The sequence below is a fragment of the Streptomyces sp. 8N114 genome (assembly GCF_052245835.1).
In the GTDB taxonomy this organism is placed as follows: Bacteria; Actinomycetota; Actinomycetes; order Streptomycetales; family Streptomycetaceae; genus Streptomyces.
The window spans coordinates 202,606-217,093 of record NZ_JBQQBT010000002.1 but is presented as its reverse complement, the minus strand read 5'-3'; the positions used below and the strand labels follow the sequence as shown (position 1 = coordinate 217,093).

Annotated in this window: 12 protein-coding genes; 6 read left to right on the top strand and 6 right to left on the bottom strand. The window is 71.5% G+C overall.

The window, feature by feature from the left end; genetic code table 11:
• Window positions 1-11: 11 nt before the first annotated feature.
• The 6 genes from ACTWQF_RS06495 to ACTWQF_RS06470 all read right to left on the bottom strand — a co-directional run bounded on the left by ACTWQF_RS06495 (window position 12) and on the right by ACTWQF_RS06470 (window position 5,753).
• Window positions 12-1,451, bottom strand: coding sequence for a COG1470 family protein (locus ACTWQF_RS06495; RefSeq protein WP_443277939.1), 1,440 nt, complete (start codon window positions 1,449-1,451; stop codon window positions 12-14).
• 191 nt (window positions 1,452-1,642) lie between these two features.
• The gene (locus tag ACTWQF_RS06490; RefSeq protein WP_443277937.1) at window positions 1,643-2,305 is read right to left on the bottom strand and encodes a hypothetical protein; all 663 of its coding nucleotides are present in this window, start codon (window positions 2,303-2,305) and stop codon (window positions 1,643-1,645) included.
• A 37-nt stretch (window positions 2,306-2,342) separates the two neighbouring features.
• The gene (locus ACTWQF_RS06485) at window positions 2,343-3,701 is read right to left on the bottom strand and encodes a nucleotidyl transferase AbiEii/AbiGii toxin family protein (protein ID WP_443277935.1); all 1,359 of its coding nucleotides are present in this window, start codon (window positions 3,699-3,701) and stop codon (window positions 2,343-2,345) included.
• Window positions 3,698-4,393 carry a hypothetical protein gene (locus tag ACTWQF_RS06480; RefSeq protein WP_443277933.1) on the bottom strand — a complete coding sequence of 232 codons (696 nt, stop codon included), beginning with the start codon at window positions 4,391-4,393 and terminating at the stop codon, window positions 3,698-3,700. The genes ACTWQF_RS06485 and ACTWQF_RS06480 overlap by 4 nt, the downstream gene beginning before the upstream one ends.
• 47 nt (window positions 4,394-4,440) lie before the next feature.
• Window positions 4,441-4,947, bottom strand: a complete 507-nt coding sequence (locus ACTWQF_RS06475) for a cupin domain-containing protein (RefSeq protein ID WP_443277931.1) — start codon at window positions 4,945-4,947, stop codon at window positions 4,441-4,443.
• A 35-nt stretch (window positions 4,948-4,982) separates the two neighbouring features.
• On the bottom strand, window positions 4,983-5,753 hold the full coding sequence (locus tag ACTWQF_RS06470; protein ID WP_443277929.1) for a MerR family transcriptional regulator: 771 nt from the start codon (window positions 5,751-5,753) through the stop codon (window positions 4,983-4,985).
• A 194-nt stretch (window positions 5,754-5,947) separates the two neighbouring features.
• Between ACTWQF_RS06470 and ACTWQF_RS06465 the strand changes: the two genes are divergently transcribed.
• From ACTWQF_RS06465 to ACTWQF_RS06440, 6 genes are all read left to right on the top strand, one after another.
• Window positions 5,948-6,451, top strand: coding sequence for a hypothetical protein (locus ACTWQF_RS06465; RefSeq protein ID WP_443277927.1), 504 nt, complete (start codon window positions 5,948-5,950; stop codon window positions 6,449-6,451).
• Between the two features lie 22 nt (window positions 6,452-6,473).
• Window positions 6,474-7,175: an endonuclease V gene (locus ACTWQF_RS06460; RefSeq protein WP_443277925.1), complete on the top strand. Its 702-nt coding sequence runs from the start codon at window positions 6,474-6,476 to the stop codon at window positions 7,173-7,175.
• A 262-nt stretch (window positions 7,176-7,437) separates the two neighbouring features.
• A complete protein-coding gene (locus ACTWQF_RS06455) occupies window positions 7,438-9,339 on the top strand; it encodes a methylmalonyl-CoA mutase family protein (protein WP_443277923.1) in 1,902 nt (633 codons plus the stop codon).
• Entirely contained in the window at window positions 9,336-11,594 is a 2,259-nt protein-coding gene (gene scpA / locus ACTWQF_RS06450; RefSeq protein WP_443277921.1) for a methylmalonyl-CoA mutase, read from the top strand. Before ACTWQF_RS06455 ends, scpA begins: the two co-directional genes overlap by 4 nt.
• A gap of 4 nt (window positions 11,595-11,598) precedes the next feature.
• A complete protein-coding gene (meaB, locus tag ACTWQF_RS06445) occupies window positions 11,599-12,585 on the top strand; it encodes a methylmalonyl Co-A mutase-associated GTPase MeaB (RefSeq protein WP_443277919.1) in 987 nt (328 codons plus the stop codon).
• Window positions 12,586-12,911: 326 nt separating this feature from the next.
• On the top strand, window positions 12,912-14,441 hold the full coding sequence (locus tag ACTWQF_RS06440) for an FAD-binding oxidoreductase (protein WP_443277917.1): 1,530 nt from the start codon (window positions 12,912-12,914) through the stop codon (window positions 14,439-14,441).
• Window positions 14,442-14,488: the final 47 nt, after the last annotated feature.

The following is a 14,488-nucleotide window of genomic DNA, read 5'->3' as shown; positions in this document are numbered from 1 at the left end:
CCGGACAAGCGCTAGGCCGCCCGTCGCCGCGAGCGCCAGTACACCGCGCCGACTGCCGCCAGCACCACGGTGCCGCCGACCGCCCAGGGCACGGTGTCGGCGGCGATACGCCGGGCGCGCAGGCCATTGGTGACCCCGGTGACATGGAGGGCGAAGGTCTCAGTGTCGTTGGCGCGGTCGGGATCGTGGGCGGAGAACTTGTGGCCGTGGTCGATCCGAACACGGCCCTGCGCTCCGGGGACCTTGTGGTCGATGCGGAGTTGGAGCTGCTCGCCGTCCATGTTGCCCGGGCAGACGACGGTGCGGCGGTGGTCCCGCACGGAGCACATCGGTACGCCCGAATCCTCGGGGACGCCCACCACTGTGGTCCCCTGCGGGGCGGTGAACCGATAGGAGTACTCAATGTAGTTGGGGCTCGCCCGGCGGCCGTCGGGCCAGCGTTGCCGGATACGGATCGGTACCTCGACCGTCTCGCCCTCCCGACCACGTAGTGCCGTGCCGAGCGCCGAGACGTCCAGCTGGTTGTCCACCTTGATCCAAGTACTCACGTTCTTGCGGAAGGCTCCGAGCCCGTCGGCCTTCCCCGGGCGGAGCCCCAGCGCGGGGGCTTCGGACTTGCCGTCGTGCCAGTCGTGCCAGCGCTTCCGCCTCTCGCGGTAGGAGCCGCCCGGATTGAGGTCGGGGTCGCCCGGGGCGCCGATGGCGTAGGCGCGGAAGTCGAGCTCCGTGTACAGGATGTCGGCGGGTATGCGGAAGTTGATCGGCCGGTCGACCGTCGCCGTCTCGCCGGGGTCCGGCGCTCGGCCGTCGAGCCTGCACAGCGTGACCTCGTGCGTGTCAGGGGTGTCGCCGCAATTCCGGTACAGCCGCGAGAGGCCCATGCTGTCGCCCGGTTCCAGGGTGAGGCCGACGCCGTTCTCCGCCCGTACGGGTCCGGAAGCGCGGACGCTGAGCCGCAACCGTGCTGTGCCGCCCGGCTCCTGGCGCTCGCGCTCGAACTTGCCGCTGACCTGGAAGCGGGGCACGCCGACGACGAGCTCGGTCGTACGCTTAGCCGCCTCACTGTCGTCACCGGCCTGGGCAGTGACGGTGAGCTTCGCCCGGTCCCCTGCCTTGCTGCCTGTCGCGGCATGGATCGCGAACGGCTGCACAGCCGTGCCGGACTCGCGGGCGCGGTAGGAGCACTCGATCCGCTCGTTGCCGCTGCGGCGGCAGTGCTTGCTCAGCTCGTTCACCTCGGCGACGCCGGACAGCTTGCCCGTGTCGATCCGTACGGTGACGCGCCGCGCGCCTCCCGCCGCCCTCAGCTTGAACCCGAAGTCCTGCTCCGAGTCGTTCAGATACCGCGTACGCTGCGGCCCTTCCAGCGTCACGGCCGCCTTCCCGTCGTCGCGCGGCGCCGCGCCGGCAGGCGGGACGGCAGACAGCACGACGGACAGAACGAGCAGCATGCCGATTCTGAAAAGTTGTAGCCGCATACGGGCTACGACTCCGCACGGCAACGAACGGTTCAATCGCAGCGCAACGCGCCCCGTCAGGGGCGCGGGGAACTGCTCCCCCAGCCTCCGGCCGGGAGGTGCCCCCACCAGCCACGAGACACCGGCAGCCCGCGTCGGACAGGTAGGGACACCCCCTCATCGGCCTAGCGGCGCCTGTCAAGCGCGGCGGCGAGCAGGACGAGCAGGCGTAGGCCGATCACTACGGGTGGGAGTACCAATGCCAGCGTGTGCCATACGCTGCCGCGTTCCAGCCGGTCCGTGGGCTTGGGGTCGATCCGGCCGCGGGGGTCGTAGGTCACATTGATGTGCTCGCCCTGGTCGGCGTACTTCTTGTCCAGCGTCATCGAGTCCGGCCGCCTCGCCGCGCAGCGGAGCTCGTGCTTGTAGTCGACGCGGGTGGACGTGTGGGTCACGCCGTTGCTGTCGGTGTAGGTGGTGGTGTGCTCCTGGCGGTCGACGTCCAGCACCCGGCAGCCGGTGGACTCGCCCCGGGTGCGCAGGGTTTCGTCGTCCACCTTGGCGGCCACCGCGAGGACGCTCCCCGCCAGCAGCACGCTGGTCACGATTGCCACGAACGGCTGGAAGGGATGGTCCGGGTCGAGCAGGAAGCCGGTGCTGAAGGCGAGGAGAAACGCGGCCACGACCAGCGCGTTGCCGAGGAACACACTGCTGCCTGGCCCCCCGTCGACGGCGTACGTGGCTCCTCCGTAGGCCATGCCCAGGACGAGCAGCGGCGCACCCACAGCCCCCATCACATGGAAGACCACCATCGGCCATGTCCGACGCCGTCGCTTGTACACGTACACGGCAACCACCCCCTGTCGCCAAGGGTTTACCCTCTGATCACACCCGACCACCAGTCCCGGACAGTTTTTCGGCGGCCTCGGTCAGCCGCTCCTCCTCCCAGCGGTCCCGCTGCCAGGAGTGCTCGACCCGGCGCCACCGGAAGGCGACCAGCAGCGGCAGCACGTCCGCGACGGTGTACTCGGCGCGGCCGAGCACCTCGCGGGTGACGACCAGTGCGCCCTCGGGCTGTACGTACGGAGAGAACAGCCGCTCCAGCACGGCCGGCAGCCCGTCCTCGGAGAACGTCGTACGGCACTCGTCCGTCAGCGGGGCGAGCCAGCGGGCGAACTCCAGGTAGCGGACGGGCTCACCGGTGCTGTCGTCGTCCAGTGCGAAGGTGGGCGCGAGCGCGTTGGCGAGCCGTCGCCCCCAGCCGCGCTCGGGCACGGTGAGGTGCGGGTACTCCTTGGCGAATTCGGACCAGTCGGTGCTGTCGGCCACGTGGTGGGTGAGCCAGTCGAGGAGCAGCGGATTGCGGTCGTGGTAGCCGTAGTCCACCCCGCGGAAGGCCGCACGCAGCAGGTCGAAGGGGAGTGAGACCGTCTCGTCCTCGGCGAGCAGCACGGCGTCGTAGAGGTCCTTGGCCTCGGGATGCATGTCGCTGACCAGCCACAGGACCTTCCAGGCGAGGGAGAGTTCGCGGGTGGCCGCGCGTACGGACAGCGGTGCGTCGCCGTCGGCTCCCTCCGGGCGGGGAATCGCGGTGCGGGCGGCAGGCGCCGGGAGTGATTCGTTGAAGACGAAGTCGAGCTGGATCGTGCCGCCGGGCACGCCTTCGGCCGCCCACGGGACGACCAGGCGGCGGCCCGGGACCCGGTCGTACGTCCAGATCTCGTCGCGCACCGCGGCCCGCGAGTCCAGCCGGACGTCCCCGCCCGCCTTCCGGGAGCGGAGATCGGCACGGCGCGCGAGCCCGTCCAGCATCCGCTCGGTGCGCTCGTCCTCCAGCTGCCAGGTGACCGGCTCCACCACGAAGTCGAGGTCGCCGGGCTCGCGTGCGGCCTCCCCGTACCAGGCACGCAGCAGCACGCTGCCCCGCAGCACCAGGTGCTCGGCCCAGGGCGAGTCGATGACGGTCGCCAGGACGAGATCCAGCGCCCGACGGCGCGCCGCGAACCAGCGCTCACCCGTCTCCGCGTCGGCGAACTCGGGATTCCCCAGCCGCATCGCCTTGGCGTAATGGAGTGCCGAGGGGTCGAAGACGGGGCGCTGGACCACGGCTTCCCCCTGCACGGGCCGCAGGGTGGGCGGAAGTTCGAGGGCCCTGCGGGTCGCCTCGTCCAGCTCCTGGTGCGGCACGGTCTTCTCGGCGGGCCAGGGGCCGTGGCCGAGCTTCTGCCACGCGGATTCACTCATGACCGCACCGCCCCTTCCGTTTCGGCCCGCTCCTCGGCTATCCACCCGGAGTCCAGTGCCTCCGCACTGTCGTACACCACGAACTCCCTCTCCACCGAGAGGATTTCGTACGGGAGGGAGGAGAGCGCGGTGAGCAGCGCGTCCAGCCGCCGCCCCGCCGTCGCACTGCCGACCTCGCGACAGCGCTGCGTCACGAACTGCTCGCGCTGCCCGTCGTCGCGGACGCGGCGGGCGTTGCGGGAGAGGTGCGCGGCGTGTCGGACAGCGAGCCGGGCCAGCCCCACCGTCTGCGCATCCGGCGGCAGCAGCAGCTTCACATGGTGCTCGAAGTAGTACGCGGGGCCGAGTGCCGCTCCCTCCGCGTCGGTGGCCGGTACGCCCCGCGCCCCCGGCGCCGCCTCCACCTTGACGCGGACGACCGGGCAGCCGACAGCGGCCAGTTCGTCGGCCGCCGACTGCGCTGCCGCCCGCGCCGTACCTAGCGTGCCCTCAGCGGTGAGCGTGACCATCGGCTGGACGGGCGTGCGGCCCCGGTCCAGCACGATGTGCGCGTACTTCCAGCCCTGTTCGGCCGCGTACCCGGCGAGGGCGCCGGAGCGCACGGCGGGGCAGGAGCCGTCGACGGTCAGATGGATCTCGAAGTCTCCCGCGAACGCGTCCGCGGGCATTTGGGAGGGATCGGATGCGTGCACGCGTCCGATCCTCTCAATCCCGCTGCACCCCGCAGGGGGCGAGGCGGCTACTCTCCGACAAGCTTGAGCTGATACCTGTCGGTAAGTTCGGCGATCCATTCGTCCGAGAAACCGAGGCCGTACTGCTCGGCCAGTTCGGCGCGCCGCTCGACGAATTCGGCGGGATCGGCCGCCGTCTCGGAGACCGTGCCCAGCTCGTCGAAGAACCGCTCGAAGCCGGAGGGGGAGAGGATCTCCAGGATCCTGGCGGGTTCCGGTCCGGCGTTCCAGAAGGTGTGCGGAATGCCTCGCGGCTTGAGGATGTACGAGCCGGGACCTGCCGTGGCCTCCTGGTCGCCCACCCGTGCGCCGACCCGGCCCTCGAGGACGTAGGAGAACTCGTCCTCGCGGCTGTGCACGTGCGGCGGCACGAGACGGCCCGGCTCGATGGGGTGCTCGACGACCGAGAACTGGTTGCCGGTCTCCTCAGCCGAGATCTTGAAGTCGACTCCTAGCCCGGCGAGCCAGATCGACTTGCCCTCGTCCGGATCGACGACGAAGCGGGGAGCACCCATAGCAGCCTCCCAGGTGTCGGAAATGTCGTCTTCTTCTAGCCTATGGGGAGTATCTGGGACGCGCTCGGCGGGAGCCCGTGGTCCCGCAAATACGTATGCAGCAGGCCGGAGCCCTCCAGCATGGCGGTTGTCCGGGCCGTCAGCTCCTCCTCGCGGCGGGCCAGCGCTGCCCATAGCTCCGCCGTGCTGCCGGACTCGCGCAGGCCGTCCAGGACGGTACGGATCTGCAGCAGCGGATAGCGGCTCTGGCGGAGCAGGGCGATCAGACGGGCGTCGCGGATCTCGGCGGGGCCGAAGCGGCGGTAGCCGGTGACCGGTTCCCGGCGCGGGGCCAGCAGCCCGGCCGACTCCCACACGCGCAGCGCGGAGGGCCGCACCCCCAGCTGGTGTGCCAGCTCGCCGATGCGCAGGACGGTGCGGGGCGGCTCCGCTCCCTCGGGGGCTCGCTCGGCCACCGCCGCCAGCGCCTCGCCGGCCACCCGCAGGGAACGGCGCTGCTCGTGCAGGGCGGCATGGCTCTCGTTCACCAGGGCCAGCGCGGCGGGTACGTCGCCCGCGTGCACGGCGTGCAGCATGCGCTGGGCCGGGCCGGTGCCGTAGCCCTTCGCCAGCGCGCGGTAGGTGAGCAGTGCGGCACGGTGGCGCGGGGTGAAGGCGCGGTATCCGGAAGCGGTGCGGGCGGCGGGCGGCAGGATGCCCGCCTCCTCGTAGTTGCGCACCTGCTGCGTCGAGATCCCGGCGGCCCGCGCGAGATCCACGGAGCGCAGGACCCGCCGCCGCCCCTCCTTTGCCTCGTCAGCAGCCATGCCCCATTGAAACCCTTGACGGCATGGATGCCGTAACCGCTGCAGGCCCTGGGCCGAGGGCAGTGGGGCCCGTCATCCAAGTGGGGGATTTGTGGGGTGCGTTGAGGCGGCTCCGTTCCCCCGGGCCCGCCGGAAGGCGGACGATGCGGTCACCGGTTCTCATCCGGGACAGCGCCGACAAAAGAGGTGTCCGCATGCTCCGTACCACCCGCGCCACACTCCGTACCACCCGTACCCGTAGTGTCCTCACGCTGTCTGCCGCCGCGGTGGCGGCACTGGCGCTGTGCGTGCCGGCCGCACAGGCGGCGCCGACGGCAGCGGCGCAAGCCGCGGAGGCGAAGCCCGCCGCGCAGCCGGCCGGGCCGGTGGTCAAGCACCGGCACACCGGCCCCGAGATCCACCGCTTCCTCAGCCGGTTCTACGGCGACCATGGGCCGAGCGACTCCCAGCGGGAGCACTTCGTCTCGGACTTCCTGAAGCAGAAGCAGGCGGAGAACCCCGACCACGACGTCATCCTGTGCGCCCAGAACACGCCGCAGAACATCGAGGTGGGGCCGGTGACGACCGCCCAGTCCGCCGGGTTCGGCTGGGCGACGGTGACCGCTTACTGGGCGGACGGCACCACCACCACCTTCACCGCCTACGTCGATCTAGACTCCCACCCGATCGAGCTGCACGACGTCGTGTGTGCTCAGTGAGGTCCTGCGACAGCGGAGTGACATGGGTGTAGGGGCGGAGGCGGAGCCGGAACCGGACGGCTGGCCCGCCGACGAGGCGGAGGCGGTCGCCGCGCAGGAACGGCTGCGTGAGGCCGCCGACCTGGTCGGGCCCGGACCGGAGCCCGACCAGGTACGGACGGTGGCGGGGGTGGATGTCGCCTATGCGGACGACGGTGGCCTGGTGGCCGCCGCCGTCGTGCTGGACGCGGCCACGCTGGCGGTGGTGGACGAGTCCGTGCACATGGGACGTACGGACTTCCCGTACGTCCCCGGGCTGTTGGCGTTCCGCGAACTGCCGTCCGTGACGGCCGCGTTGCGCGGGCTGTCGCACAAGCCCGAGGTGATCGTGTGCGACGGCTACGGCGTCGCACACCCCCGGCGCGCCGGACTCGCCGTCCACCTCGGGGTGTTGACCGGCATCCCCTGCTTCGGGGTCGCCAAGACGCCGTTCCTCTTCGACTACGCGGAGCCGGGGCCGGAGCGGGGCGCGTGGACGCCGCTGACCATCGACGGCGAGCAGGTGGGGCGTGCGCTGCGCACCCAGGACGGGGTCAAGCCGGTCTTCGTCTCCGTCGGCAGCGGCATCGGCCTCGACAACGCCACCGCGCTCACCTTGCGGCTGGCCCCCGACTACCGCCAGCCCGAAACCACCCGCAAAGCTGACCACCTGGCGCGTCAGCGGCTGGCCGGACGGAGCGCCTGAGACCCCTCGCGCCCTGGGAGTGCCCCCTGCTCGAAGAGCTTGGGGGAGCAGACTGCCCAAGCTCGCAGGGAGACGCAGAGGCGCCCCGTAAGGGGCGCGGGGAACTGCGCGAGCAACCACCACGCAACCCGCAGCCCACATACAACGGACAGGGGCACCCCCTCACCGGAGCAACGGACACATGCGCCAATCGCACAGGAGAGTGCAAGGTCACACAGATGAGCTGGTGCTACTCACGGGTCACCTCGCCTAATCTGCGGCCATGACGGTCCCGCCTGAAGAAGGGCTCTCCCTCGCGCAGGACTTTCCGGAGGCTACGTACGAGCAGTGGCAGCAGCTCGTTTCCGGGGTCCTGGGCAAGACGGGAGCGAAGGTCCCGGACGCATCCGTGCCCGAGTCCGCCCTCACCACGACGCTTGCCGACGGCATCGAAGTACGCCCCCTCTACACGAGGACGAACGGGGACGGCGTTCCGCGCGGTTTCCCCGGATTTGCCCCGTTCACCCGAGGTGCGCGCCCCGAAGGGAACGCCGCGCGGGGCTGGGACGTACGGCAGCGGCACACGCGTGCCGACGCCGCGGGGACCCGTGAGGCCGTGCTCGGTGACCTGGAGAACGGCGTCACCTCGCTGTGGCTGACGGTGGGCGAGAGCGGGCTACCCGTCGGGGAGCTGGAAGGCGCGCTGGAGGGCGTCTATCTCGACCTCGCACCGATCGCGCTGGACGCGGGTGCCGAGTTCGGGCAGGCCGCGGCCGAACTGCTGCGGCTGCGCGGACAGCCGGCGAACGGTGCCGAGCCCGCGCCCGGAAGTGTGCTGGGCGCCGACCCGTTGGGGCACGCCGCTCGTACCGGCGCACACGGCGCGGCGCCCGCGCTGCGGCAGGAGGCCGCCGCGTTGGCGGCGCAGTGCGCCGGTGAACACCCGGGTCTGCGTACCTATGTGGTGGACACGCTCCCGTACCACGAGGCGGGTGGCACGCCCGCGCGGGAGCTGGGGTGCGCGCTGGCGACCGGGGTCGCGTATCTGCGGGACATGACCGAGGCGGGGCTCCCGGTCGAGGCGGCCTGCGGGCAGCTGGAGTTCCGGTACGCGGCGACCGCCGACCAGTTCACCACCATCGCGGCGTTGCGTGCGGCGCGCAGGCTGTGGTCGCGGGTGGTGCAGGCGTGCGGGGCTCCCGCGCACGCGGGCGCGCAGCGGCAGCACGCCGTGACCTCGCCGGTGATGATGACCCGCCGCGACCCGTGGGTGAACATGCTACGTACGACGGTCGCCACGCTCGCGGCCGGAGTCGGCGGCGCGGAGGCGGTGACGGTGCTGCCGTTCGACGACGCGCTGGGCCTGCCGGACGCGTTCGCGCGGCGCATCGCGCGCAATACCTCCACCATTCTGCTGGAGGAGTCCCATCTGGCCGGGGTCATCGACCCGGCGGGCGGCTCCTGGTACGTGGAAGAGCTCTCGGAAGCGCTGGCGCGCACGGCCTGGTCCTGGTTCCAGGAGATCGAGGGCGCCGGCGGTATGGCGGCGGCGCTGCGCGGCGGGCTGGTGGCCGAGCGGCTGCGCGAGGGCTGGGCGGACCGCAGTAGGGCGCTGGCCCGCAGAACGGAACCGGTAACCGGGGTGAGCGAGTTCCCGCTGCTGGACGAGCGTCCCGTCGAGCGCGAGCCCGCGCCGCAGCAGCCCGGCGGCGGACTGCCGAGAGTGCGGCGGGACGACGCGTACGAGGCGCTGCGGGCCCGCTCGGACGCGCACCTGGCAGCGACCGGCGAGCGCCCGAAGCTGTTCCTGGCGGCGCTGGGCCCGGCCGCGGCACACACGGCGCGGGTGTCGTTCGTCGCCAACCTGGCCCGGGCGGGCGGCATCGAGCCCGTACACGATCCGGTGACGGTGGACGCTGATGGCGCGGCGGACGCTTTCAAGGACAGCGGCGCCCGCGTCGCCTGCCTGTGCTCCAGTGACGCCCTCTACGCCGAGCAGGCGGCCGGGGTTTCCGCCGCGCTCAAGGCGGCCGGTGCCGTACGGGTGCTGCTGGCGGGGAAGCCGAAGGAGGCCGAACAGCGCGCGGAGTACCAGGGCTCCGGGGTCGACGAGTTCGTCCACGCGGGCGGCGACGCGGTCGCCCTCCTCACGTCCCTTCTCGACTGCATGGGGGTCGACGCATGAGTTTCCCGGACTTCGGCATCCCGGACTTCACGGCCGTCAGCCTGGACCCCGAGCAGCCCGCGGAAGGCGCAAGCGCCGAGGGCACGGCGGAACAGTGGAGCGAAGCCGTCAAGGAGCACTCCGGACACAGCGTGCCGGATCTGGCCTGGCACACCCCCGAGGGCATCGCCGTCAAGGCGCTGTACACGGACGAGGATCTGGAGGGGCTCGACTTCCTGGGCACCTACCCGGGCATCGCCCCGTATCTGCGCGGCCCGTATCCGACGATGTACGTCAACCAGCCGTGGACGATCCGCCAGTACGCGGGCTTCTCGACGGCCGAGGAGTCCAACGCCTTCTACCGGCGCAACCTGGCGGCCGGGCAGAAGGGCCTGTCCGTCGCGTTCGACCTGCCCACCCACCGGGGCTACGACAGCGACCATCCGCGGGTGACCGGCGATGTCGGCATGGCGGGCGTGGCCATCGACTCGCTCTACGACATGCGGCAGCTCTTCGACGGCATCCCGCTGGACCGGATGACCGTCTCGATGACGATGAACGGCGCCGTGCTGCCGGTGCTGGCGCTCTACATCGTCGCCGCCGAGGAGCAGGGCGTACCGCCGGAGAAGCTGGCGGGGACCATTCAGAACGACATCCTCAAGGAGTTCATGGTCCGCAACACCTACATCTATCCGCCGCAGCCCTCGATGCGGATCATCTCCGACATCTTCGCGTACACCTCGCAGAAGATGCCGCGCTACAACTCCATCTCCATCTCCGGCTACCACATCCAGGAGGCCGGGGCCACGGCCGATCTGGAGCTGGCGTACACCCTGGCGGACGGGGTGGAGTATCTCCGCGCCGGGCTGGACGCGGGGATGGACGTGGACGCGTTCGCGCCCCGGCTGTCGTTCTTCTGGGCGATCGGCATGAACTTCTTCATGGAGGTCGCCAAGCTGCGCGCGGCGCGGCTGCTGTGGGCGAAGCTGGTGCGGCGGTTCGACCCGAAGAACCCCAAGTCGCTGTCGCTGCGCACACATTCGCAGACCTCGGGCTGGTCGCTGACGGCGCAGGACGTGTTCAACAACGTCACCCGTACGTGTATCGAGGCGATGGCCGCCACCCAGGGCCACACCCAGTCGCTGCACACCAACGCGCTGGACGAGGCGCTGGCGCTGCCGACCGACTTCTCGGCCCGGATCGCGCGCAACACCCAGCTGCTGCTCCAGCAGGAGTCGGGCACCTGCCGGGTGATCGACCCGTGGGGCGGCAGCGCATACGTCGAGCGGCTCACCCACGATCTGGCGCACCGCGCGTGGCAGCACATCGAGGAGGTCGAGGCGGCGGGCGGCATGGCCAAGGCCATCGACGCGGGTATCCCCAAGCTGCGCGTCGAGGAGGCAGCGGCCCGCACCCAGGCCCGGATCGACTCCGGGCGGCAGCCGGTGATCGGCGTCAACAAGTACCGGGCGGCGAGCGACGAGCAGATCGACGTGCTCAAGGTCGACAACTCCGCGGTCCGCGCCCAGCAGATCGAGAAGCTGCGGCGGCTGCGTGCCGAGCGCGACGAGGGCGCCTGCCGTGCCGCGCTGGACGCGCTCACCCGGGCCGCCGAGGCGGGCTCCGGGACCGGCCTGGAGAACAATCTGCTGGCGCTGGCGGTGGACGCGGTGCGGGCCATGGCCACCGTCGGGGAGATCTCGGACGCCTTGGAGAAGGTGTACGGACGGCACGCGGGGCAGATCCGTACGATCTCGGGTGTGTATCGCGAGGAGGCTGGAGTGTCGTCGTCCCTGGCGCGCACCCGGGAGCTGGTGGACGCCTTCGAGGAGGCGGAGGGCCGCAGGCCGCGGCTGCTGGTGGCCAAGATGGGGCAGGACGGGCACGACCGGGGCCAGAAGGTGATCGCCACCGCCTTCGCCGACCTGGGCTTCGACGTGGATGTCGGCCCGCTGTTCCAGACCCCGGCCGAGGTGGCGCGGCAGGCCGTCGAGGCGGACGCGCACATCGTGGGCGTCTCCTCGCTGGCGGCCGGACACCTCACGCTCGTACCGGCGCTGCGGGACGAGCTGGCCGCGGCGGGGCGGGACGACATCATGATCGTCGTCGGCGGGGTGATCCCGCCGGCCGATGTGGAGCCGCTGCACGAGGCGGGCGCCACGGCCGTCTTCCCGCCGGGCACGGTGATCCCGGACGCGGCGTACGACCTGGTGCGCGAGCTCGCCGCCGCGCTCGGGCACGACGAGCTCGCCGGTCCTGCGGACGCCGAGGGCTGAGCGCGTGCCCCGGACCATCGACCTGGACAGCTATGCCAAGGGTGTCCTGGAGGGCTCCCGCACGTACATCGCCCGCGCCATCACCCTGGTGGAGTCCCGCCGGGCCGACCACCGCGAGCTGGCCCAGCAGTTGCTGACGACGCTGCTGCCGCACGCGGGCGGCGCCCGGCGGGTGGGGATCAGCGGAGTGCCCGGGGTCGGCAAGTCGACGTTCATCGACGCGCTGGGCACGCTGCTGACCGGGCGCGGACACCGGGTGGCGGTGCTGGCGGTGGACCCCTCCTCCAGCCGTACCGGCGGCTCCATCCTGGGCGACAAGACCCGTATGGAGCGGCTCGCGGTCAACCCCGACGCGTTCGTGCGCCCCTCCCCCACCGCCGGGACGCTCGGCGGCGTCGCCAAGGCCACCCGCGAGACGATGATCGTGATGGAGGCCGCCGGCTACGACGTCGTCCTGGTGGAGACGGTCGGCGTCGGCCAGTCGGAGGCGACCGTCGCGCAGATGGTCGACTCCTTCCTGCTGCTGAGCCTGGCCCGCACCGGCGACCAGCTCCAGGGCATCAAGAAGGGTGTGCTGGAGATCGCCGACGTGCTGGCCGTCAACAAGGCCGACGGGCCGCACGAGCGCGACGCCCGCTCGGCCGCGCGTGAACTCGCGGGCGCACTGCGGTTGATGCGGGCCGCCGATGCCGCCTGGGCTCCCCCCGTTCTTACGTGCAGTGGGCGGGAGGGCACCGGCCTCGACGAGGTGTGGGACCGGCTGGAGCGGCACCGCGCCGTGCTGGAGTCGACCGGGGAGCTGGCCGCCAAGCGGCGCGACCAGCAGGTCGAGTGGGTGTGGTCGATGGTCCGCGATGATTTGTTCCGCCGCCTTGAAGAGCACCCCGCGGTGCGGCGGCTGGCGCCGCTGCTGGAAGAGCGCGTGCGTGAGGGCTCTTTGACGGCAACGCTTGCCGCCCAGCGCATCGTTGAGGCGTTCGGCCTGGAGTGAGGGCCGGGCCTATGCCCGGTGGCCGGTGCGGGTGGCTGCGCGTCTGCGGGTGCTGCGCTTGCCCACCCTGCGCCCCTGGCGCAGACTGCCCAAGCGCAGCGGGGGGGGGAGAGAGGCGACGTGCCCCGAAGGGGCGCGGGGAACTGCGCGATCGGCCACAACTCAGCCGCAGCCTGCGGTGTCGAGCAAGGGGCACCCCCCCTTAGCAGAAGGGGGAGGACATCACGTGTTTCCGTGATCCGTATGGCGGGCCCGGAGGGCTACGTTCGCGGCGTGGACAAGCGGCAGCGCTCCGCGCCGCCACGTGCTCGGGAACGGAGGCCCACATGATGGACCGCAGGAGATTCATGGCGCTGGGCGGGCTCACCGCCGCCGGCACCCTCGGCGCTGCGCCGCTGGTGTCGACGGCGACCGCCAGGCCCCATGGCTCCACCCGCGGAAAGCCCGACTGGAACGCGCTGCGCCGCAGCGTGGCGGGCACCGTACTGCTGCCCGGCGACGAGGGCTACGAACTCGCCCACGGCACCTACCTCAGACGGTACGACGCGATCCGGCCGGCTGCCGTGGTGCAGCCGGCCCACGCGGAGGACATCTCCGAGACCGTACGGTTCGCGCAGCGGTTCGGCGTACGCTCCGTCGCCCGCTCCGGAGGACACAGCTTCGGCGGCTACTCGACGGGGCCGGGCATCGTGGTCGACCTGTCCTCGATGAACAAGACGGCCCTCGTGGAGGGGCGGGCCCGGGTGCAGGCGGGCAGCAAACTCGTCGACATGCAGGACGCGTTACTTCCGCGCGGCGTGACCATCAGCGGCGGAATGTGTCCCACCGTCGGCATCTCGGGGCTGACGCTGGGCGGCGGCTTCGGAATGGCGGGCAGGCGGCACGGGCTCACCTCCGACCGGCTCACCTCGATCAAGGTGGTGCTGGCCGACGGCCGGATCGTCACCTGCGACCGGCACCACCATCCGGACCTGTTCTGGGCGCTGCGCGGCGGCGGTTGCGGCAGCTTCGGCTTCGTCAGCGACTTCGAGTTCGAGACCTTCCGGGCCGACGACCCGACGATCTTCGAGCTGCACTGGCCCTGGTCCAAGGCGGGCGAGGTGCTGCCCGCCTGGCAGCGCTGGGCACCGGAGGCGCCGGACGAGCTGAGCGCGGGCATGTTCGTCCGCACCCCCGATCCGGCCGTCGAGCCGCAGCTGTACGCCTTCGGCCAGTGGGCGGGCGCGCCCGGCGATCTGGACCGGCACCTCGACCGGTTCACCGCCATGGTGGGGACCGACCCGGTCAAGGTGGTGCGCAAGACCATGTCGTACATGGACGCGGTCATGCACTGGGCGGGCTGCTCGGAGTTCACCGTCTCGCAGTGCCATGGGGAGGGTCAGACACCGGACGGGAAGCTGCACCGCTTCGAGTACGCGCTGACCAAGTCCAGCTTCTTCACCGACGTCATGCCCGAGCGGGCCGTCGAGACGCTGAAGGCCAAGTTCACCGCACCCGGACCGGGCGCGCAGCTGCGCGGGCTGGAGTTCCACGCCTTCGGCGGCGCGTACAACAGGCCGCGGCCGGGGAAGACCGCGTTCGTGCACCGCAGGCAGCGCTTCTTGGTGCAGTACCTGGCGCAGGTGCCGGTGAGTTCGCCCGAGGAGCACAAGGCTGGCGTCACCGACTGGGCGCGGCAGCTGCACGCGGCAATGCTGCCGTGGGCCTCGGGCGAGGCGTACCAGAACTACACCGACCCCGACCTGCGGGACTGGCGACGGTCCTACTACGGGAGCAACTACGGGCGGCTCGTAGGGGTCAAGCACCGCTACGACCCGGGCCGTTTCTTCGACTTCCCGCAGGCGATCGGCCACTGACGACGGCCATGGCCCATGGGCCCGCACCCGGCCGGGTGCGGGCCCTT